The 19,077-nt window shown below is 66.8% G+C and carries 15 protein-coding genes; 10 read left to right on the top strand and 5 right to left on the bottom strand.

The window, feature by feature from the left end; genetic code table 11:
• Nucleotides 1–52: 52 nt before the first annotated feature.
• Together RT97_RS00910 and RT97_RS00905 are read left to right on the top strand one after the other, a co-directional pair.
• On the top strand, nucleotides 53–715 hold the full coding sequence (locus RT97_RS00910; protein WP_042576905.1) for a DUF3540 domain-containing protein: 663 nt from the start codon (nucleotides 53–55) through the stop codon (nucleotides 713–715).
• A 45-nt stretch (nucleotides 716–760) separates the two neighbouring features.
• The gene (locus tag RT97_RS00905) at nucleotides 761–1,144 is read left to right on the top strand and encodes a DUF4150 domain-containing protein (RefSeq protein WP_042576904.1); all 384 of its coding nucleotides are present in this window, start codon (nucleotides 761–763) and stop codon (nucleotides 1,142–1,144) included.
• A gap of 21 nt (nucleotides 1,145–1,165) precedes the next feature.
• Here RT97_RS00905 and RT97_RS00900 read toward each other — a convergent pair whose 3' ends face one another.
• From RT97_RS00900 to RT97_RS00890, 3 genes are read right to left on the bottom strand one after another with little or no spacing between them, the layout of a single operon-like run.
• Nucleotides 1,166–1,975, bottom strand: coding sequence for a PP2C family protein-serine/threonine phosphatase (locus tag RT97_RS00900; RefSeq protein WP_042576903.1), 810 nt, complete (start codon nucleotides 1,973–1,975; stop codon nucleotides 1,166–1,168).
• On the bottom strand, nucleotides 1,968–4,013 hold the full coding sequence (gene tagH, locus RT97_RS00895) for a type VI secretion system-associated FHA domain protein TagH (RefSeq protein WP_042576902.1): 2,046 nt from the start codon (nucleotides 4,011–4,013) through the stop codon (nucleotides 1,968–1,970). Before tagH ends, RT97_RS00900 begins: the two co-directional genes overlap by 8 nt.
• A 48-nt stretch (nucleotides 4,014–4,061) precedes the next feature.
• The gene (locus tag RT97_RS00890; protein WP_042576901.1) at nucleotides 4,062–4,463 is read right to left on the bottom strand and encodes a TssQ family T6SS-associated lipoprotein; all 402 of its coding nucleotides are present in this window, start codon (nucleotides 4,461–4,463) and stop codon (nucleotides 4,062–4,064) included.
• A 140-nt stretch (nucleotides 4,464–4,603) separates the two neighbouring features.
• On the opposite strand from RT97_RS00890, the gene tssJ reads away from it, so the two are divergent.
• The 6 genes from tssJ (at nucleotide 4,604) to RT97_RS00860 (ending at nucleotide 14,508) form a co-directional block, all read left to right on the top strand.
• Nucleotides 4,604–5,122 (top strand): type VI secretion system lipoprotein TssJ, encoded by a 519-nt coding sequence (gene tssJ, locus RT97_RS00885; RefSeq protein WP_042576900.1) that lies wholly within the window; start codon nucleotides 4,604–4,606, stop codon nucleotides 5,120–5,122.
• Nucleotides 5,123–5,368: 246 nt separating this feature from the next.
• Nucleotides 5,369–6,664: a type VI secretion system baseplate subunit TssK gene (gene tssK, locus RT97_RS00880; protein WP_253278100.1), complete on the top strand. Its 1,296-nt coding sequence runs from the start codon at nucleotides 5,369–5,371 to the stop codon at nucleotides 6,662–6,664.
• An 8-nt stretch (nucleotides 6,665–6,672) separates the two neighbouring features.
• A complete protein-coding gene (locus RT97_RS00875) occupies nucleotides 6,673–8,043 on the top strand; it encodes a DotU family type VI secretion system protein (RefSeq protein WP_042576899.1) in 1,371 nt (456 codons plus the stop codon).
• Nucleotides 8,043–11,678 (top strand): type VI secretion system membrane subunit TssM, encoded by a 3,636-nt coding sequence (gene tssM, locus RT97_RS00870; RefSeq protein WP_042576898.1) that lies wholly within the window; start codon nucleotides 8,043–8,045, stop codon nucleotides 11,676–11,678. The genes RT97_RS00875 and tssM overlap by 1 nt, the downstream gene beginning before the upstream one ends.
• A 3-nt stretch (nucleotides 11,679–11,681) precedes the next feature.
• Complete coding sequence (tagF, locus tag RT97_RS32955) at nucleotides 11,682–12,395, top strand: type VI secretion system-associated protein TagF (protein ID WP_042576897.1); 714 nt, start codon at nucleotides 11,682–11,684, stop codon at nucleotides 12,393–12,395.
• A 31-nt stretch (nucleotides 12,396–12,426) separates the two neighbouring features.
• Nucleotides 12,427–14,508 carry a serine/threonine-protein kinase gene (locus RT97_RS00860; protein ID WP_042576896.1) on the top strand — a complete coding sequence of 694 codons (2,082 nt, stop codon included), beginning with the start codon at nucleotides 12,427–12,429 and terminating at the stop codon, nucleotides 14,506–14,508.
• 16 nt (nucleotides 14,509–14,524) lie between these two features.
• Here the strand turns inward: RT97_RS00860 and RT97_RS00855 are convergent, their stop codons facing one another.
• Nucleotides 14,525–16,063, bottom strand: coding sequence for a YifB family Mg chelatase-like AAA ATPase (locus RT97_RS00855; protein ID WP_042576895.1), 1,539 nt, complete (start codon nucleotides 16,061–16,063; stop codon nucleotides 14,525–14,527).
• A 222-nt stretch (nucleotides 16,064–16,285) separates the two neighbouring features.
• Nucleotides 16,286–16,711, bottom strand: coding sequence for a GNAT family N-acetyltransferase (locus tag RT97_RS32280; protein WP_155403698.1), 426 nt, complete (start codon nucleotides 16,709–16,711; stop codon nucleotides 16,286–16,288).
• A 958-nt stretch (nucleotides 16,712–17,669) separates the two neighbouring features.
• Here RT97_RS32280 and RT97_RS00850 point away from each other — a divergent pair.
• Together RT97_RS00850 and glnK are read left to right on the top strand one after the other, a co-directional pair.
• The gene (locus RT97_RS00850) at nucleotides 17,670–18,539 is read left to right on the top strand and encodes a TorF family putative porin (protein ID WP_080898117.1); all 870 of its coding nucleotides are present in this window, start codon (nucleotides 17,670–17,672) and stop codon (nucleotides 18,537–18,539) included.
• Nucleotides 18,540–18,605: 66 nt separating this feature from the next.
• Nucleotides 18,606–18,944 carry a P-II family nitrogen regulator gene (gene glnK, locus RT97_RS00845; protein ID WP_007833403.1) on the top strand — a complete coding sequence of 113 codons (339 nt, stop codon included), beginning with the start codon at nucleotides 18,606–18,608 and terminating at the stop codon, nucleotides 18,942–18,944.
• Nucleotides 18,945–19,077 lie beyond the last annotated feature (133 nt).

Genomic DNA, 19,077 nt, shown 5'->3' with positions numbered 1-19,077 from the left:
GGGCTGCCGCCGCATCGCAGGTCTTACAGCAGATCAGACAAGGAGATTCACCATGACAGTCATTCCACTGCGCGCACAGGTCCAAGCATCCGGGCCGGTCCAGCATCTGGGCCAGCTGGTGTCCGTCGATGCCGACGGTTTACTCGAGGTGCAGGCCGAGGACGGCACCACCTGGCACTGCCGCCGTGCGGCCAGTTGCCTGCTGCAGCCGCAGCCGGGCGATACGGTGTTGTTGTCGGGGCCGGACGCCCGGCGCGTCTACCTGATTGCAGTGATCGAACAAGCCGACGCGTCGGTGAGCCGCATCGAAGTGCCCGGCGATCTGCGACTGGCGGCGCCCGCGGGTGCAATCGCGATCGAGAGCGCGGCAGACCTTCGTCTTCATAGCGCCTCCAAACTGGAAATGAAGGGCGCCCGATGGGCTCTTCAGGCGCAAGAGGCGCAGTGCGACGTGAGCGAGATGCGCTACACCGGGCAGGCACTCGATGCCACCGTCGGCCGGCTGCGCCTCGTTGGCCAGGTGTTCGAATCGGTGGCCGATCGCGTGATGCAGATCGCGCGCAACGCACTGCGCTTCGTCGATGGCGTCGAGCAGGTGCGCGTCGGTCATCTCGACCTGCGTGCGAAGGAGACGGCCATCATCCATGGCAGGCACGTGGTGGTGACCGGCAAGGAGCTGATGAAGGTCGATGCCGGACAGATCCACATGGGCTGACGGCAACGGCCCTCCCCAACCCCAACAACCTCAAGGAGAAACTCAATGCTGGCTACACACCAATGGATGGGCGGCGCGATGGCCTTCCCGGACGTCTGCAAGATGCCGTTTCCGTTCCCGTTCTTCAACCTCGGCCTGCGCCCGATGACCATCCCGGCCTGCTGGCACATCCTGCTGTTCGGCGGACCCATGCACAACCTCTTTGCCAAGACGCCCATCACGCTTCTCGACCAACCGGGGGTTCTGGGCGGCGTCATCTCGCAGGTGTTCATGCAGATGCAGCGGCATATCACCGGCTCCTTCACCTTGCTGCTGCGGGGAGGGCCGGCCACGCGGCTGACCAGCCTTGCGGTTCAGAACCGCATGAACATCGTCGGGTTCGAGTGCATTCCCGGCATGCACTTCAAGTTCTTCAACTTCAAGTTCTGAAGCGAAGCGCAGGCTGCGCCATCAAGACGCAGGCCGCGCCGTCCCCGCCAGCGTCACCTGCTGCGGCGCTCCCACCCACACCGCGAGCGCCGAGTAGTTGTCGCGCGACTTGTCCGCCTTCGCCTCCGCCGCGCGGCGCAAGAGCGCGAGCCATTCTTCCGCGCTGTCGGCCAGTTGCAACGACCGCTCCATCACCTGCTGCGAAATGAGCTGCCAGAGCCCGTCGGTGCACAGCAGGAACGCATCGCCGTCGGCGAGCCGCTGCGGTGTCGACACCGAAGTCTCCGCCGTTGCGCGCGCACCGAGTGCGCGGTACAGGAGGTTGCTTTTCACCAGGCGTTCGCCGCCATTGGCACCCTGGCCTGAGGCGGCTTCGCCGGAGCGCTCCGACAGGCTGTGATCTTCGGTGCGCTGCATCAGCGCGCCGCGGCGAAACCAATAGAGGCGGCTGTCGCCCACGTGCGCCCAGCAGGCCTGGCCGCTCGCGCGGTCGACGAACAGCGAGACGATGGTCGCGCTCATGCGGCTCTGGTCGGCCAGTTCGCGCTGCCTCGCGAGGATGGCGTCGTTGGCTTCCTTCACCGCATGGCGGATGTCGTCGGCCGCGACCGAGGGGTGGTCCATGAAGGTGTTGAGCGCGGTGTCCACCGCGATGCGCGCGGCCAGCTCGCCGCCCGCATTGCCGCCGACGCCGTCGCTCACAACGAAGCATGCGTTGCGTTCGTCCAGGTGGTAGCCGATGGCGTCCTGGTTGCCGGAGCGCTCGCCCACGCAGGAGAACTGCGAGGTCGAGATGGGAACCGCGAAGGCGGCGCGGGTGGCCTCAAGCACGGCGCGCCTCCTTCAGGCGTTCCATCTCCCGGTCGTAGGCCTGCTGGAACGCGCGGCCGAAGACGGCCTGGAAATCGTCCTCGACGGCCGCGGTCGTCTCCGCATGCAGCTGCCGCAGCTGGCGCCACAGGCGCGCATCGCGTCCCCCGGGCAGCATCTTCTCGCCGAGGCTGCCGTCGTGCGGTGTGGTGCGGTTCAGCGTCGCGGGGTCGAAGCGCTGCAGCACGGTGAGCAGCGCCGCGCGCATGCCGGCCACCATGCCCAGCTGGTGCGACTGCAGGTCGCCGAGCGCATCGTGCACGGCCGCTTCAGGCGTGAGAAAGCCGGGCATGCGCGCGCCGAACATCTGCATCAGCACGGCGCGCCCGTTGGGCAGGATCTTGAACGGGTTGTTCTCCTCGTCCACGATCATCGTGATCTCGGCGCGCACCTCGCGCTTGAGCATTGCGCGCGACGACAGGAGCTCGATGGTGCCGTCGGTGAACGCCCGCATCAGCCGGCCCAGGTGGCGCATGGCTTCCGCATCGAGCGGCTGCTGGCCGGCGACGTCGGGCACGCCGGCGCCTTCGAGAAACGCCTTGAAGAGTTCGTCGGAAGACGCGGGTGACGACGATGCGGATGCGGGGGGGAGCGCCGCAGCCACTGCAGACGGGGCGATGGGTGTCGGCGTCTGTTCGGGTTCGGGCTCGACAGGTTCCGGCGATGCGATCGCTACCGGCGGAGCGGTCTCTGCAGGTTCGGCCGTCGACGGCAGTGCGGCGAAGGGCGCTTCCGGCTCGACAACCGGCTCGGGCGCCGATGCTGCTTGTGGCGGTGGCGGTGGCGGTGGCGGAGGTGGAGGTGGTTCCGGTGGCGGACTCGCCTCCGCCTCCACCGGCTTCGCTGCGGGCACAGCGAGCGCGACCGGATTCGGCGGCCTGAACTGCGCCCCCACTGCGCGTGCATGGTTCGCGTGGTTGTAGCCCTGCGCGGCGGGCGCAGGGGCCAGCAGGTCGAGCGCCGGGTGCCTGTCGCTGAGCGGGTCTTCGTGAGTCAGCGCGGTAGGGCGCGGATCGGACAGCGGCGAGGGCGCGTTGCTGTCGGCCGCGAAGAACGAGAGCGGGTCCATGCCGCGCTTGAGCGCGATGTCGGACATGCCGCCCGCCGCATCCGGGTTCATTTCCGCGAGCGGGTCGACGGGGTTCCTTCGCGCCTGCGACGGCAGCTCGAAAGGCTCGTGCGCCAGGGGGTCGGGCATCGGTGCCGGCGTGCTGTCGACTCGGCGCGGCGCGTTCGCGAGGATGGCGTCCCAATCGGCTGCTGAAGGAATCTGCGATGCGGTCGGCGCAGGCGTTTTCGCGAGCGGCGATGGTGGTGGTGACGATGGTGCCGTCGTGCCCGCCGGCGCGACAAACGGTTCTTGCGAAGGCGGCGCGAAGACCGGCGCAGGGGCGCGCACGGGCGCCGGTGCAGGTGCAGGTGCAGGTGAAGGTGCGGGTGAAGGTGCGGGCGCAGGCTTTGCCACGGTCGTCGCCGACGCATCGCCGATGGGCAGCGCGCCCGCGCCGAACAGGTCCGAGAACACGTCGGAGACCGGCGCCTCCGGCAATAAGGCATCCATCGGACTCGGCTGCATCGCAGAGGGATGCATCGTTGCGGGCACATCGAGCGGCGGCGGCGGCGGCGGCGGTGGTGCCGGAGATGTTGGCGGCGAAGCCGGCATTGCCGCAACGCTCGCCGCACGCTGCGCACTCGCCGCCTCCAGCACATAGCTTCCGATGGCTACATGGTCTCCATCCGCAACGCGCGACTCTTCTTCATGCCGCAGCGTGCGTCCGTTCACGATGATGGGCAGCACCGCGCTCATGTTGCGCAGCACCGCGGCGCCCTCGTCGTCGAAGCGCACGGTGGCCTGCAGGCGCGAGATCTGCCGCTGCTCGTCGGGCAGCACGAGGTGGTTGTCGGGGCTGCGGCCGATGGTGCCCCCGGGCGCCGCGAGCAGCGCCGAAGGGCCTGTTGTCACCGGCCTGCCGGCATGTTCGATCACGGTCCAGCGCATGGCGTCTTCCTGTTCATGTCGAGCGTCGGTCGGAGGCGACCGCGGTGGTCAGCGCTTCATGCGCTTGGCAACCTCGTAGGCGGGGCCCCACACCGGATGCTTGCGCTCGGCGACGTTGAGTTCGAAGTTCGGGAATACATCGAGGGTCCGGCGGAACTGCGCGCGGCATTCCGGGATCTGGTTGCTCACGCAATAGCTGAAGGCCTCCAGCTTCATCGCGCTCTGGCGCGTGGCGGGCTCTGCGCCTTCGAACACCGACACGCCGCCGCTCTTGAGCGTGGTGATGGCCTTGGCGTAGTCGCCCTCGTCATAGGCCTGCTGCGCACGTTCGAGCGTGTCGCGCGCCACCTTCTGGCTGAGGCGTTCGGGTTGCGGTGGCGGCTCGGGCGTCGTCTGGCAACCGGTCACCAGAAAAAGCGTGAACGCCAGAGCAGGCAGACATGACTTCAATCTTCTCTCCTACCTTGCGAAGGGCAATGAAAGGCAATGCTTGTAAGAGCGCGCCGCCGAGGTGCGACAGGCACACGATGCGTCGTCGATTGTGTGCACGACTTCGATAATATAGGCCGCGAACCTCTGAGGGAGATCTCATGCAGCGACGAAGTTTGCTTCAAGGCGCACTTGCAACCACACCGTTGTTTGCGGGCCTCATCAGCGGATGCGCATCGACAGCCAAGTCGCTGCCCACGCCCTATGCCGTCACCATCCGCGTCGACGACGGCGTGAACCCCGACGGACGCGGCCAGGCGGCGCCGATCCTCGTGAAGGTCTTCGAACTGAAATCTTCCGGTAACTTCGAGACCGCAGACTACTTCGCGCTGCAGGACCGCGACCGCGAGACGCTGTCGACCGAGCTCGTGAATGCGGACCAGGCCATCATGCGAAGCGGCGAAGAGCGCGTCTTCAAGCGAGAGGCGGGCTTGGACTCGCGCTCCATCGGCATCATCGCGGGCTATCGCAAGCTCGAGGCCGCGCGCTGGCGCATCGTGCTGCCGCTCAAGGAGCCCAAGCAAACCAATCTGTACAAGGTGTGGCAGTTCTCGCCGAGCGAGCAAGCCGTGCGCATCGCCATTCGCAAGACAGGCATCGAGTTACTACCAAGTCGTTAATCTGGTTCAAAAGGTAGTGCGAAAGTGCGAGAAATCATTGCGCGAGATGCGGTGCAAAACGCAACAAGCGGCGTGTAGCATCAAGCGCAGAACGATCGATCAGGGAGGCCGTTCATCAGGGCGCATCTCCCGCTTCCGTGTGAGCACTCCCCAGGAGGTTCTTTGGTGACAGTTCGCAACTCGGGCTCCGCAAGATTGGGCGCCCATCCGCAGGCATTGGCAAATCGCGTGGTGTGGTCCGAGGGCATGTACCTGCGGCCCCAGCATTTCCAGCAACTGGAGCGCTACGTCGAGCAGTACGTGACGCGCCGCGCCGCGGGCCTGCAGGGCGCCTACTGGGGATGGCTGCACCTGGATATCGACCGCGATGCCTATGCGCTCGGGCGCGTGTCGCTGCTCGGCGGCGCGGGCGTGCTGCCTGACGGCACGCCGTTCTCCTTCGGCATCGAAGACGCGCCGGCGCCCTACGAAGTACCCAACGACCTGACCGACGAGCTCATCGTGCTCGCGCTGCCGCTGCGCAGGCCCGGCAGCGAAGAGGTCATCTTTGCCGAAGACGAGGGCTCGGCCGCGCGCTTTGGCGTCATCGAACGCGAGGTGGCCGACGGCAATGCGGTGGCCCTCGGCCCCGCGGTGCTGCAGCTCGCTGCGCCGCGCCTGCGCCTGGCACGCGCCTCGTCGCTCACCGCGGAGTGGCAGGCCATCGGCGCGGTGCGCGTGATCGAGCGGCGCACCGACCACAAGCTGGTGGTCGATGCCAACTACATCCCGCCGGTGCTCGACGCATCGGCCCACGCGATGCTGCGCAGCATGATCGCGGAACTGCACGGCCTGCTCACGCAACGCTCCGAGGCGCTGGCTTCGCGGCTCTCGCAGCCGGGTCGCGGCGGCGTGAGCGAGGTGTCCGACTTTCTCCTGCTCGAATTGGTGAACCGCTATCTCGCGACCACCTGGCATGCGCAGCAGGCGGTGCAGGTGCACCCCGAGCAGCTCTTCATCGACTGGCTCAAGCTGGCCTGCCATCTCGCCACGCACACATCGCCCACGCGGCGTCCGGTGCTGTGGCCGGTGTACGACCACGACAACCTGAACGAGAGCATCCGTCCGCTGATGGAAGAACTGCGGCGATCGCTCTCGGCGGTGCTCGAGCAGAGCGCGATCGCCATCGAGCTGGAGGAGCGCAGCCACGGCGTGCGCGTGGGCCGCATGCCCGACCCGGTGCTGGTGCGCAACGCGGGCTTCGTGCTCGCGGTGCATGCGGACCTGCCGGCCGATGCGATCCAGCAGCGCTTTCCCACGCAGGTCAAGATCGGCTCGGTCGAGCGCATCCGCGACCTCGTGCAGCTGCAGCTGCCGGGCGTGACCGTGCGGCCGTTGCCGGTGGCGCCGCGGCAGATTCCGTACAACGCGGGCTACCACTACTTCGAGCTCGACAAGAGCGGCGACATGTGGCGCCAGCTCGAGAAATCGGGTGGCGTCGCGATGCACCTGGCCGGTGACTTTCCGGGTCTGGCCATGGAGTTCTGGGCCATCCGTCCGTGAGGGACCCTATGAACGGTGTCAACGACATGGCCGTCGGTGCCGGAGGCTTCGTGCCGCCGAATCCCGGCGGCGGCAATGCGGGCAACGGCGGCGACATGGGTGGCATGCCCACTTCGCCGCGCGGCCTCGGCCAGCAACCCGAATCCTTCACCGCGTGGCACGACGCGCGGCGCCCGCACGCGGGCGACACCGCGCTCGCGGGCAACAACCCGCTGGTGGCGGCGGCCAATCCGCTGCTCGACCTGATCCCGCAGATCCGCGCCACCGGCCACCACGACGCGCCCGCGCAACTGCGCGAGCACCTGGTCGATGAGGTGCGGCGCTTCGAGACGCGCGCGCAGCAAAGCGGCATCTCGCCCGAGGTGATCATCGGCGCGCGCTATTGCCTCTGCACCGCGGTCGACGAGGCCGCTGCGCTCACGCCGTGGGGCGGCAGCATCTGGTCGTCGCAGAGCCTCCTGGTGATGTTCCACAACGAGACCTGGGGCGGCGAGAAGTTCTTCCAGCTGCTCTCGCGCCTGGTGCAGAACCCGCAGCAGCACCTGCACCTGATCGAGCTCATCTACTTCTGCCTGGCCATGGGGTTCGAGGGGCGCTTCCGCGTCATCGACAACGGCCGCACGCAGCTCGAAACATTGAAGCAGCGCCTGCTGCAGATCATTCGCCAGGCGCGCGGCGAAATCGCGCAGCCGCTCTCGCCGCATTGGCAGGACGCGACCGCGCCGGTGCGTCGCACGCGCAACTGGCTGCCGCTGTGGGCCGTGGGCGCCGTGGCGGGGGTGCTGCTGGTGCTGACCTTCGCAGTGCTCACCTTCAACCTCGCGGGCACGTCCGATGGCGCGTTCGCGGCCGTCAATGCGGTGCGCCTGCCGCAGACGGCGCGCGCGGTCGTCATGCCCGCGCCGCAGCCGCGCCTGCAGCGCTTTCTCGAACCCGAGATCCGCGAAGGCCTGCTCACGGTGCGCGACGAGGCCGACCGCAGCGTGGTCGTGCTGCGCGGCGACGGGCTCTTCGCCTCGGGCTCCGACCGTGTGCTCGACCGCTATGCGCCGGTCCTGAGCCGCGTGGCCGATGCGCTCAATTCCGTGGAGGGCAACGTGCTGGTCAGCGGCTTCAGCGACGACCAGCCGATCCGCAGCGTGCGCTTTCCGTCCAACTGGCAGCTGTCGCAGGCGCGCGCCGATTCGGTCAAGAAGATGCTGGCCGCGCGCATCACACGGCCCGAACGCCTGCGCGCCGAAGGCCGCGGCGATGCCGATCCGCTCGCGCCCAACGACTCGCCGGCCAACCGCGCGCGCAACCGGCGCGTGGAGGTCACGCTGCTGGTCGCGCCCGTGGCGCCGTCGGCATCGGCAACGCAGCAAGGGGGAACCCGCTGATGCTGCGTTCCATCTTCCGTTTCTTCATCAGCCGCGACCTGTGGATCTTTCTCGGCCTCCTGGCCGTGGCGTTCCTGATCTGGGTCATCGGCCCCGTGATCGCCGTAGGCCGCTACCGGCCGCTGGAGGGCGAGTTCGTCCGCATCGTCGTCATCGCGCTGATGTTCGCGATCTGGATCGTGCGGCTGGTCTACCGCAAGTGGCGCGAACGCCGCCTGAACGCGCAGCTGCTCAACCAGCTGCGCGTGCCCTCGAAGAAAGAGAAAGAGGCCAGGCCCGAGGACGCGCCCGAGATCAAGGAGCTGCAGACCGGCTTCACCGACGCCACCGCGATCCTGAAGAACATGCGCTTCGGGCAGGGCGCCGACGGCAAGCCTGCGAGCCGGTTCTCGGTGTTCGACCGGCAGTACCTGTACCAGCTGCCCTGGTACATCTTCATCGGCGCGCCGGGCTCGGGCAAGACCACGGCGCTGGTCAATTCCGACCTGGACTTCCCGCTGGCCGACCAGCTCGGCAAGGCCGCGGTGCGCGGCATCGGCGGCACGCGCAATTGCGACTGGTGGTTCACCAACGAAGCGGTGCTGATCGACACCGCCGGCCGCTACACCACGCACGAGAGCAACCGCGAGACCGACGAGGGCGAGTGGAAGGGCTTTCTCGACCTGCTCAAGAAGTTCCGCCCGCGCCAGCCGATCAACGGCGCGATCCTCACGATCAGCATCGCCGACCTGCCGCTGGCCGACGACGCGCAGCGCGCGCGCCACGCGATGGCGCTGCGCAAGCGCCTGCTGGAGCTGCGCAACGACCTGGGCATCGACTTTCCGGTCTACGTGCTGGTCACCAAGACCGACCTCCTGGCCGGCTTCAACGAGTACTTCGGCTCGCTGGGCCGCGCCGAGCGCGCGCAGGTCTGGGGCTTCACCTTCCCCATCGAGGCCCGCTCGCCCGACGCCGCGAAAGCCGACCTGCGCGAGCGCTTCCACCAGGAATACAAGCTGCTGCACCAGCGCCTGGACGAGCGCCTGCCCGAGCTGATGGCCGCCGAGCCCGACCAGATGCGCCGCGCGCAGGCCTACCTGCTGCCGCAGCAGTTCGCGAGCTTCGAGGACATCCTGGGCACGTTCCTCGCCGACGTGTTCAACCCGTCGAAGTTCGAGGCCGCGTCGATGCTGCGCGGCGTCTATTTCACCAGCGGCACGCAGGAAGGCACCGCCTTCGACCGCGTGATGGGCGCCATCAAGCGCTACCTGCAGGTCAACGCGCCGCCCGCGCCGCCGCCGGGCCCGGGCAAGAGCTACTTCCTGAAGGAACTGCTGCAGCAGGTGATCTTCCGCGACGCGGGCGTGGCCGGCACCAACCTGCGCTGGTACCGCCGCCGCCGCGCGATCGACATCGCGGGCTACAGCCTCATCGGGGTGCTGCTGGTGGTGCTGCTGGGCGCCTGCGTGAACAGCTGGCGCAACAACAAGGACTACGTGGCCGAAGTCGACGGCAACGCCAAGGCCTTCAACAAGGCCGCTGCGCGCGGCGAGCTGCCCACGGTGGTCGATGCGAGCGGCGATCTCGCGAGTTCGCTGCTGATCCTGGACCGGCTGCGCGACCTGCCCAAGTCGGGCCAGTTCGACATCGGCGATCCGCCCGTGTCGTACCGCTTCGGCCTCTACCAGGGCGAGAAGCTGCAGGCCGCGACCGATGGCGTCTACCAGCGCGCGCTGGAGAGCGTGCTGCTGCCGCAGGCGGCGCAGCGCATCGAGCAGTCGCTGCGCGATGCCGCGAAGATCGATGCGGAGTACAGCTACGAGGCGCTGAAGGCCTACCTCATGCTGTACGACGCCGAGCGCTACGACGCCGACTTCCTGCAGGCGTGGCTTCTCACCGACGTGGACCGCAAGATCGGCGCCTCGCTCACGCGCGAGCAGCGCACCAACCTCGAGTCGCACCTGAAGGCGCTGTTCGCAGGGCGCGTGGTGGCATCGCCCTTCGCCAAGGACGACAAGCTCGTCACGCAGACGCGCGAGCGTCTGGCCGGCGTGCCGCTCGCGCAGCGCTCGTATGCGCGGCTGCGCCGCATCCTCCTGCAGACCAGCCCGCCCAACGCCTTCACCATCGCCGAGATGGCGGGCGCCGAATCGGCGCTGGTGATCCGGCGCGCGAGCGGCAAGCCGCTGACCGACGGCATCCCGACGCTCTTCACCTACCGCGGCTACTGGGACATCTTCGACAAGCGCATGGCCGAGACCACGCTCTCGCTCGAACAGGAAGACCGCTGGGTGCTGCAGATCCGCGCGCCCGGCATCACCGACGTGACCTCGCGCGAGCTCTTGCTGCGCGAAGTGCGGCGGCTCTACCTCACCGACTACATCCGCGTGTGGGACGAGTACCTTGCCGACGTGCGGCTGGCCGAAAGCAAGTCGCTCCTGCAGAGCATCCAGATGACGCGCGTGCTCTCCACCGGCGAGTCGCCGATGTCGCGGCTCATTCGCGGCGCCGCGCGCGAAACCGACCTGCTGCGCAACCACGACGAGGCCGCGCGCAGCCTGCTGGACCAGGCGCAGAACCGCGTGGCCAGCACGCGAGAGCGCATCGAGCAACTCATCGGCCAGCCCGACGGCAGCCAGCGCCGCAACGCCGCGCCCGACCGCCCCGAGTCGCTGGTGGACAACCACTTCGAGCCGCTGCGCCGCATGGTGACTGCGCCCAAGGCGGGCGGGCAGACGCCGCTCGATGCCACGGCCGCGCTCATCAACGAGCTCTACACCTTCCTCACCGCCACCGACACCGCGCTGCGCAGCGGCAACATCCCGCCGTCGAGCGATGCGGTCACCAAGGTGCAGGCCGAGGCGGGCCGGCTGCCGGTGCCGTTCCAGGCGATGCTGAACGACCTGTCGGCCACCGCGTCGTCGAAGGCGGCGGCGGTGACGCGGCAGAACATCGGGCAGAACGCGGCCGCCACCATCGGGCAGTTCTGCAACCAGGCGATCGCGGGGCGCTACCCGTTCACGCGCGGATCGCCGCGCGACGTGGCGAGCGGCGACTTCGCGCAGCTCTTCGCGCCGGGCGGGATGATGGACGACTTCTTCCAGAAGAACCTCGCCTCGCAGGTCGACACCTCGGTCAACCCCTGGACCTTCAAGCGAGGCGTCGACGGCAGCGCCGCGGGGCGCTCGGCGTACCTCGATTCGTTCCAGAAGGCGCAGGCGATCCGCGACGTGTTCTTCACCGGCATGGCGGGCAGCCGCACGCCCTCGTTCACCATCGACCTGCGGCCCGAGGACATGGACGCGGCCATCACCCAGTTCACGCTCGACGTCGACGGCCAGACGGTGCGCTACGCACACGGCCCGCAGGCGCCCAGCACCGTCAAGTGGCCCGGCCCGCGCAACAGCAACCAGGTGCGCCTGCAGGTGACCACCGCCAACGGCACGCCGGCCGGCGGCATCGTGACCGAGGGGCCGTGGGCGTTGCACCGGCTCTTCGACAAGGCCTCGGTCTCGGCGGGCGGATCGCCCGAGTCGTTCAACGCGACGTTCGACCTGCAGGGCAAGAAGGTGGTGCTGGCGGTCACGGCCAACAGCGTCTACAACCCGCTGCGCCTGAACCAGATGAGCGGGTTCTCGTGCCCCGGGAAGTCGTAGGCCATGAACGGCAGCATTCCCCCGCAGGCCTGGGTCCCCGTCGACGAGCAGATCGGCTGGTACGGCAAGCTGCCCGCCGCCGGCGACTTTCTCTACCGCCGCATGCCGCGCGAACTGCAGGCCTGGTGGGACCGCTGGATGCAGAACGGCCTGGGCAGCTTCAAGCGCTGGCCCGACGCCATGACGCGTCACTATGCGGTCGCGCCGGTGTGGAACTTCGCCATTCCGGCGACGCAGGGCGTGGACGCGGTGCAGTTCGGCTGCATCGCCCCCAGCTGCGACCGCGTGGGCCGCTACTACCCCGTGTGCGTGACGCTGCAGGTGTCGGCATCGAACTACCGGCCCGCCGTGCTCGAAGGCTCGGCCGCGTGGTACTGGCAATGCGGCAGCGCCTTGCTGCAGGCCATTCGCCATGGCGTGGCGCCCGACCAGTTCGACGGCCAGATCCTCGTTGCGGCGCGTGGGGGCTTTCGCACCGCCAGTGGCGGCTCGGACGACATCCTCTCGATCCTGGGGCCTACAGCCGCTGGCGCGGGTGCCCAGCAGCGCCTGGGCTGGCCCGAGCTTCCACTGTGTTTCGACCCATTCGGCAGCACCAGTTACTGGTGGACCAACCAGGCCGATGGATCACCGTTGCGGACCGCAGCCCATGGCGGCGGCCTCAACACACCGCTGTTCTCGAAATTGTTTTCGCAGGGGCACGTGCCATGGGCATGAAAAACCAGGCCCCTGCTGCAGGAGGAGATGCATGACGACGCACGGCAGTGGCAGCGGCGGCGGCGACAGTCCGCCGTCCGATGCACAGGACACCTCGGAAAAACCGCACCCGCTGGCCGTGGGCCACCGGCTCGACGAATTCGAGCTGCTGGAAGTGATCGGCGAAGGCGGCTTCGGCATCGTCTACCGCGCCTACGACCACTCGCTGCAGCGCGAAGTCGCGATCAAGGAATACATGCCCGCCATGCTCGCGCGCCGCGTGGGCGACAACAGCGTGCACGTGCGCTCCGAGCGCGTGACCGCCACCTTCCAGGCGGGCCTTCGCAGCTTCATCAACGAAGCGCGCACGCTGGCGCAGTTCAGCCATCCGGCGCTGGTGCGGGTGCATCGCTTCTGGGAGTCGAACTCCACCGCCTACATGGCGATCCAGCTCTACAAGGGCCGCACGCTGCGCCGGCTGGCCGACGACGAGCCCGCCAGGATCACCGAGCCGTGGCTGCTGGGCGTGCTCGGCCCACTGCTCGGCGCGCTCGAGACGCTGCACCGCAACCAGTGCTTTCACCGCGACATCGCGCCCGACAACATCTTCATCCAGCACGACGACCTGCCGGTGCTGCTCGATTTCGGCGCGGCGCGCAAGTCGATCGCCGACCTGGTCGACGAAGTGGCGGTGATGGTGAAGTCGGGCTATTCGCCCATCGAGCAGTACGCCGACGACAACACGCTGCTGCAGGGCGCGTGGACCGACATGTATGCGCTGGGCGCCGTGCTGTACCGCGCGGTCACCGGCCATCCGCCGCCATCGGCCGTGGTGCGCAGCGTGCAGGACGCCTACGTGCCGCTGTCCTCCATGGGCCGCAGCGACCTGAGCCCGGGCTTCTGCGCCGCGGTCGACCACACGCTGGCCGTGCACAGCAAGGACCGCACGCAGACCGTGGCCGCGTTCGCCGCCGAGCTGGGGCTCGTGAAGCTGGGCGACATCTACGTGAGCGCGATGGCTGCGCCGACGGTGATCATTCCGGCGGCGCCCGTGTCGGCAACGCCGCCTCCGCCGCCGCTCTCGCCCGTGTCGGCGCCGGCCCCGCTCGAGGCAGCCGCCTTCGCGTCGCCACCCGAGCCCGTGGCCGAGCCGGTGAAGGTTGCCAGGGCGCCCGCCCCGCCGCCGCGCGCTGCATCGCCGAAGGGCGACAGCGAGCCCAAGCCCAAGCCCAAGTCCCACCCCGTCTCAGGCGCAAAGTCGTCGGCCTTGCCGCGCTGGGGCGTGGTCGGCGTGTTGCTGGTCGCGCTGGTGGCCGTGGGCTGGTGGATCGGCTTGCGCATGACCGCGGACAAGCCCGACACGACGACGGCCATGGTGCCGGTGCCGCCCCCTTCGGCGCCGATGTCCGACCCCGCTGCGCCGCCTGCCGCGATGCCGCAGCCGGGCACGAGCGCAACACCCGGCACAACCCCCGGGCCTACGCCTGCAATAGCCGATGGCACGCCCACCGGCGTTGCCACGGTCATCGCCGGCGGCGCCACGCCGCCCGCGGGAGCCGCCAGCGCACCCGCGGCAGGGGCGCCGACGGCCTCGTCGACGCCGCCCGAGAGCGTGCCCGCCGCCACGCCTCCACCCGAAGCCCCCGCGGCAGTGGCCACGCCCACCGTGCCGCCCGAACCCGCGCAGGCCACCAGCGAGGTCGAGGACTGGAACCTCGCCCAGGCCGAGAACTCGCGCGAAGGCTACGAGGCGTACCTGCGCCGCTACCGGCGCGGCCCGCACTCCCGGGAGGCGCGCAACGCCATCGCCGAGCTGAACCGGTTGTCGCCGACGATGCCCGCGCCGCCCGGGTCCGTGTCTCCGGCGAACAGTGTCCCGACCGTGGTGGCCGGCGGCGCGCCCCCGCCTGCAGCCTCACAAGGCATGGGTCGGGTGCAATTCAACATCCGGCCGTGGGGCCAGGTGCTCGTCGACGGCGCCGACCGCGGCGTGAGCCCGCCGCTCAAGTCGCTGTCGCTGCGGCCGGGGATCTACAACATCGAGGTGCGCAATGGCGACCTGGAGCCGTACAGGCAGCGGGTGACGGTGCAGGACAGCCGCTCGGCGCCTGTGGTGGCGCACGAGTTCAAATAAGAGGCGCACGCATCGATTACCCGGCGGCGTGCAAGCCCCTGCGGTACTGCACAGCCTCCGCCACGTGCGCAATTTGCACGGCCTCCGACGAATCCAGGTCCGCGATCGTGCGCGCCACCTTCAGCGCGCGGTGCGTGCTGCGCGCCGACCAGCCGAGCTTGGCGGCGGCGTTGTAGATGAACTTGAGCGCCGTGTCGTCCAGCACGGCGTGCGTGTCGATGGCGTTGCCCTGCAGGTTCTGGTTCGCGTGGCCCTGGCGCTGCATCGCGCGTTCGCGTGCCGCCACCACCCGGGTGCGGATGCTCTCGGTCGACTCGCCCGATGGCGAGTTGAGCAGCTGCTGCGCCGACACGGCAGGCACCTCGATGTGCAGGTCGATGCGGTCGAGCAGGGGGCCGCTGAGCTTGCCCTGGTAGCGCGAGACCTGGTCCGGCGTGCAGCGGCACGGCTTCAATGAGGAACCGAGGTAGCCGCAAGGGCAGGGGTTCATGGCCGCGATCAATTGAAAGCGCGCGGGGAATTCGGCGCGCCGCGCGGCGCGAACGATCGTGATCGTCCCGGTCTCCAGCGGCTCGCGCAACGCCTCCAGCGCGGAGCGCGCGAACTCGGGGAATTCGTCGAGGAAGAGCACGCCGTGGTGCGCGCGTGAAATCTCGCCGGGCCGCGGCGGCGAGCCGCCGCCCACGAGCGCCACCGCGCTGGAGGTGTGATGCGGCGCCGATGTCGGCCGGCACATCCAGCGCTCCGTCGCGAAGCGTCCGCCCAGACTGGCCACGGCGGCGTTTTCCAGTGCCTCGTCGATGCTCATCGCCGGCAGGAGGCCCGCAAAGCGCTGCGCGAGCATCGACTTGCCCGAGCCCGGCTCGCCCACCATCAAGAGGCTGTGGCCGCCGGCCGCGGCGATCTCGAGCGCGCGCTTGGCGCCAGCATGGCCCTTGACCTCTGCGAGGTCGGCGTACGGCTGTGCGGCGACGTTCGGCGCGACATGGATCCGCGCCCAGCCGTCCTCGGACGGGTCCGCCGGCATCTTTTCGTCGTCGGCGAGAAACTGCCGCACCACATCGAGCAGGTGCCTCGCGCCATAGACCTCGCCCCCGGGCACGAGCGCCGCCTCCTGCGCACTCTCGATGGGCAGAACCAGCTTCGTTGCGACACCGCGCGTGTGCAGCGCGAGCGCCATGGCCAGCGCACCGCGTATGGGCCTCAATTCACCCGAGAGAGACAGCTCGCCCGCGAACTCGTGCCCCGCGAGCCGCGCGCCCTGGATCTGCCCGCTCGCCGCGAGGATGCCCAGCGCGATCGGTAGGTCGAAGCGGCCGGAATCCTTCGGCAGGTCGGCCGGCGCGAGGCTGACGACGATCTTCTTGTTGTTCGGAAACTCCAGCCCCGCGTTCTGGATGGCCGAGCGCACGCGATCGCGCGATTCCTTCACCTCGGTCTCCGCCAGCCCGACCAGCGTGAAACTGGGCAAACCGTTCGCCAGATGCACCTCGACCGTGACATCGGCCGCTTCCAGCCCGAGCAAAGCGCGGCTTTGCACCAAAGACAGACTCATTCTTCTCCCCTCTCCCACTGGCGGCTAACGGTTGGCGCAACGAACCGGTTTTGTTGATCTATTTGGGATCGAATTTCTTTAGCAATTCATCGAACTCGAATCGTGGAGTCTTGTTGTTGGCCGTTGCGAGCGAACTGTCGAAGGACTTCGAATTTGACTTTTAGCGTTCAGCAAATAGGTCTGCAAGGCCATCCCGAAAGCTTTGCTTAAGATTTTTAATGGCTAGCTTCTCCGAAGAACGGCTGCACGCGAGCAGGCTACCAGTGATGATTTCCGGGAAATGTCAAACCTGGAAAAAAACTCCTCTTGGCCAGCCATAACTTCCGCGTAGATTGCGGTATGGCTGTGGGATTTCAAAAATTCTTTCATCAAAATTGACCCAACACCATTGCGTTGGAGGTGCGAATGAACAGCCAGTTCGGCAAGCCATGTGATGGATGAGTTGTCACCAAAAGCTCTGAGAATTCCTGCAACTTTTTCATCGAAATATAAGATTGCATAGTAATTGCCAGGTGCATACATTGCTCTTATTTCTTTGTGGGAATAATTTCCGCCCCAACCAATTGAGTTGTAGACGTCGATGACCCCGTCGCAATCCATTGCGGACAGATTTGTACTTATTTTTAGAATTGCATTTGATTTGTTCAAAAGGAACCTTTGGTGCTTGGCTTAGGAGCGCGAAAATACGACCATAGAGAACGCCATGCGGATGGTTTCCTCGGGTCGCATCTATGGAGTCAATTAGTGTGAGTCAGCAACCCATGGTCATTTGCATTTGAGGGGTGCAGTAGGACCCGAAATCCATCACGATATTGATGGTGCCTTGGTCATCGCGATGAATAACTGGATTTTCACTTCGATTCCATATTTTCGAAGCGCTCTGATTGGATTGGCAATTGCTGTATCTGAAAAATCTGAATCAGGCCAGACTCGGATGAGCATTTCCGGTGGCAGGGCATTTAGAGTTTTAGGTGGAATTAAAGTTGTCGCCTGCGCGGCAAAGGTTGTTAATAGAAAAGTTGCAGATAGAAGGGTTTTTATAAGTACTGTGAATAGAATTGACAATTGCAAACGAATTTAGCGTCGCATGCCATTGAATCTATTTCGTTCTCTGATAGGGGTCAACGAAAGAAGCGCGCGCCGAAGAAATTACACAAATCGAAATTGATCAAATATGAAATTTGGCACAGTTATTGAGGCCGACTTCGGGCGCGAATAGGCAAGCGCCAGACGCCAACACCGGCGATTCGATGCAGAAGGGCCTTCCCTCGGGGTCGCGCTCCTATGAGGGTGACTAAACGCGTTCGCCAGATATGCCTCCGCGGTGACATCGGTCGCTTTCAGTTCAAGCAAGCACGGCGTTGCACCAAATACAGACTCACCCTTCTCGGCCTCCCCAAGATGGTGCGCGTAGCCTTTTTCTGAGCCCGCGGCCACGCGGCACGCTGGTGCCTGCAACCGATCGAAACATTCCTTGTAACGAATTGGCGCTCATCGGCGGCCGCCCGTTCCCTCTCGGGCGACCGTATTCGTGCACTTTGGCACGCTCCCTGCTTTGACGGTGTTCAGGTCCCACAACACTTTCTTACTTGCGAGGAGTTTCCCGATGACGCACCGTTCCGCCGTCCAGGCGCTGATCGTTCTGGCCACTGCATTGACCACGTCGGGCGCTGCCCTGGCGCAGACGGCACCGGCAGACCCGGCGCCCGCTCCGGCGCCCTCGCTGACCGGCAATATCTCGCTGACCACCAACTACAAGTTCCGTGGCCAGGACCAGGACATGATCGGCCGCAACGACTACGCCAAGACCCGCGGCTTCAAGCCCGCCATCCAGGGCGGCTTCGACTACGCCTTCGGCGACAGCGGCTTCTACGTGGGCAACTGGAACTCCAGCGTCAACTGGCTCAAGGGCAACAGCATCGAGACCGACCTGTACGGCGGCTACAAGTTCAAGGCCGGCCCGATCGACATGGACGTCGGTGCGCTCACCTACATCTACCCGGGCAACTCCGCGGGCAACACCACCGAGCTCTACCTGGGCGCCACCTACGCCAACGAAGCCTTCGGTTCGTTCACCGCCAAGTACTCGCACACCGTCTCCAAGGACTACTTCGGCTACGCCGGCAACAAGGCCGGCTCGGGCCTGAAGGGTCGCAACACCGGCTACCTGAACCTGTCGTACAGCAAGGAAATCGTGCCCAAGGTCACGCTGAAGGCGGCCGTCGGCTTCACGAACATGTCCAGCGACATCCGCAGCCTGGGCTACAAGAGCTACGTCGACTACAACGTCGGCGCCTCGTACGACTTCGGCAACGGCCTGTCGCTCACCGGCTCGGTGCAGGGCGCCAACAAGAAGACGAACTACCAGGTGGTCGCGAACCCGGGCATCGAGATCCCCGACTTCGGCACCTTCGGCACCACGTACTACTCGCCGAACAAGGCGCGCTTCATCCTCACGCTGACGAAGACGCTCTAAATAAAAACAACGAGGTGCGGCCCAAGCTGCCGCACCATTTCATTTCCATCCAAAGGAGAAGTTCACATGAAGCTGGTCACAGCCATCATCAAACCGTTCAAGCTCGACGAAGTGCGCGAAGCACTCTCGGCGATCGGCGTGCAGGGGATCACCGTCACCGAAGTGAAGGGCTTCGGCCGCCAGAAGGGCCACACCGAGCTCTACCGCGGCGCGGAGTACGTGGTCGACTTCCTGCCCAAGGTCAAGATCGAAGCGGCCGTCTCCGACGACCTGGTCGATCGCGTGATCGAAGCCGTCGAAGGTGCTGCGCGCACCGGCAAGATCGGCGACGGAAAAATCTTTGTCTACAACCTCGAACAGGTCGTACGCATCCGCACCGGCGAAACGGGCCGCGAAGCCCTCTGATCGAGTCTGGCCCGAAAGAACAACGACTATGAAAAAACTGCTTGTCTCTCTTGCGCTCGGCTTGAGCGTTCTCGCCGCCGGCACGACCGGTTTCGCGCAAACTCCCGCCGCACCCGCTGAAGCGCCCGCCGCA

Origin of the sequence: Variovorax paradoxus (genome assembly GCF_000834655.1) — a bacterium.
Classification (GTDB): Bacteria; Pseudomonadota; Gammaproteobacteria; order Burkholderiales; family Burkholderiaceae_C; genus Variovorax; species Variovorax paradoxus_F.
This window is presented reverse-complemented; position numbering and strand designations above follow the sequence as displayed.

Excerpts from the sequence above, each read along its gene's own strand:
- RT97_RS00910 (WP_042576905.1), top strand. The coding sequence starts at position 53 with ATGACAGTCATTCCACTGCGCGCACAGGTCCAAGCATCCGGGCCGGTC.
- RT97_RS00905 (WP_042576904.1), top strand. The coding sequence starts at position 761 with ATGCTGGCTACACACCAATGGATGGGCGGCGCGATGGCCTTCCCGGAC.
- tagH (WP_042576902.1), bottom strand. The coding sequence starts at position 4,013 with ATGCGCTGGACCGTGATCGAACATGCCGGCAGGCCGGTGACAACAGGC.
- tssJ (WP_042576900.1), top strand. The coding sequence starts at position 4,604 with ATGCAGCGACGAAGTTTGCTTCAAGGCGCACTTGCAACCACACCGTTG.
- tssK (WP_253278100.1), top strand. The coding sequence starts at position 5,369 with ATGTACCTGCGGCCCCAGCATTTCCAGCAACTGGAGCGCTACGTCGAG.
- RT97_RS00875 (WP_042576899.1), top strand. The coding sequence starts at position 6,673 with ATGAACGGTGTCAACGACATGGCCGTCGGTGCCGGAGGCTTCGTGCCG.
- tssM (WP_042576898.1), top strand. The coding sequence starts at position 8,043 with ATGCTGCGTTCCATCTTCCGTTTCTTCATCAGCCGCGACCTGTGGATC.
- tagF (WP_042576897.1), top strand. The coding sequence starts at position 11,682 with ATGAACGGCAGCATTCCCCCGCAGGCCTGGGTCCCCGTCGACGAGCAG.
- RT97_RS00860 (WP_042576896.1), top strand. The coding sequence starts at position 12,427 with ATGACGACGCACGGCAGTGGCAGCGGCGGCGGCGACAGTCCGCCGTCC.
- RT97_RS00855 (WP_042576895.1), bottom strand. The coding sequence starts at position 16,063 with ATGAGTCTGTCTTTGGTGCAAAGCCGCGCTTTGCTCGGGCTGGAAGCG.
- RT97_RS00850 (WP_080898117.1), top strand. The coding sequence starts at position 17,670 with ATGACGCACCGTTCCGCCGTCCAGGCGCTGATCGTTCTGGCCACTGCA.
- glnK (WP_007833403.1), top strand. The coding sequence starts at position 18,606 with ATGAAGCTGGTCACAGCCATCATCAAACCGTTCAAGCTCGACGAAGTG.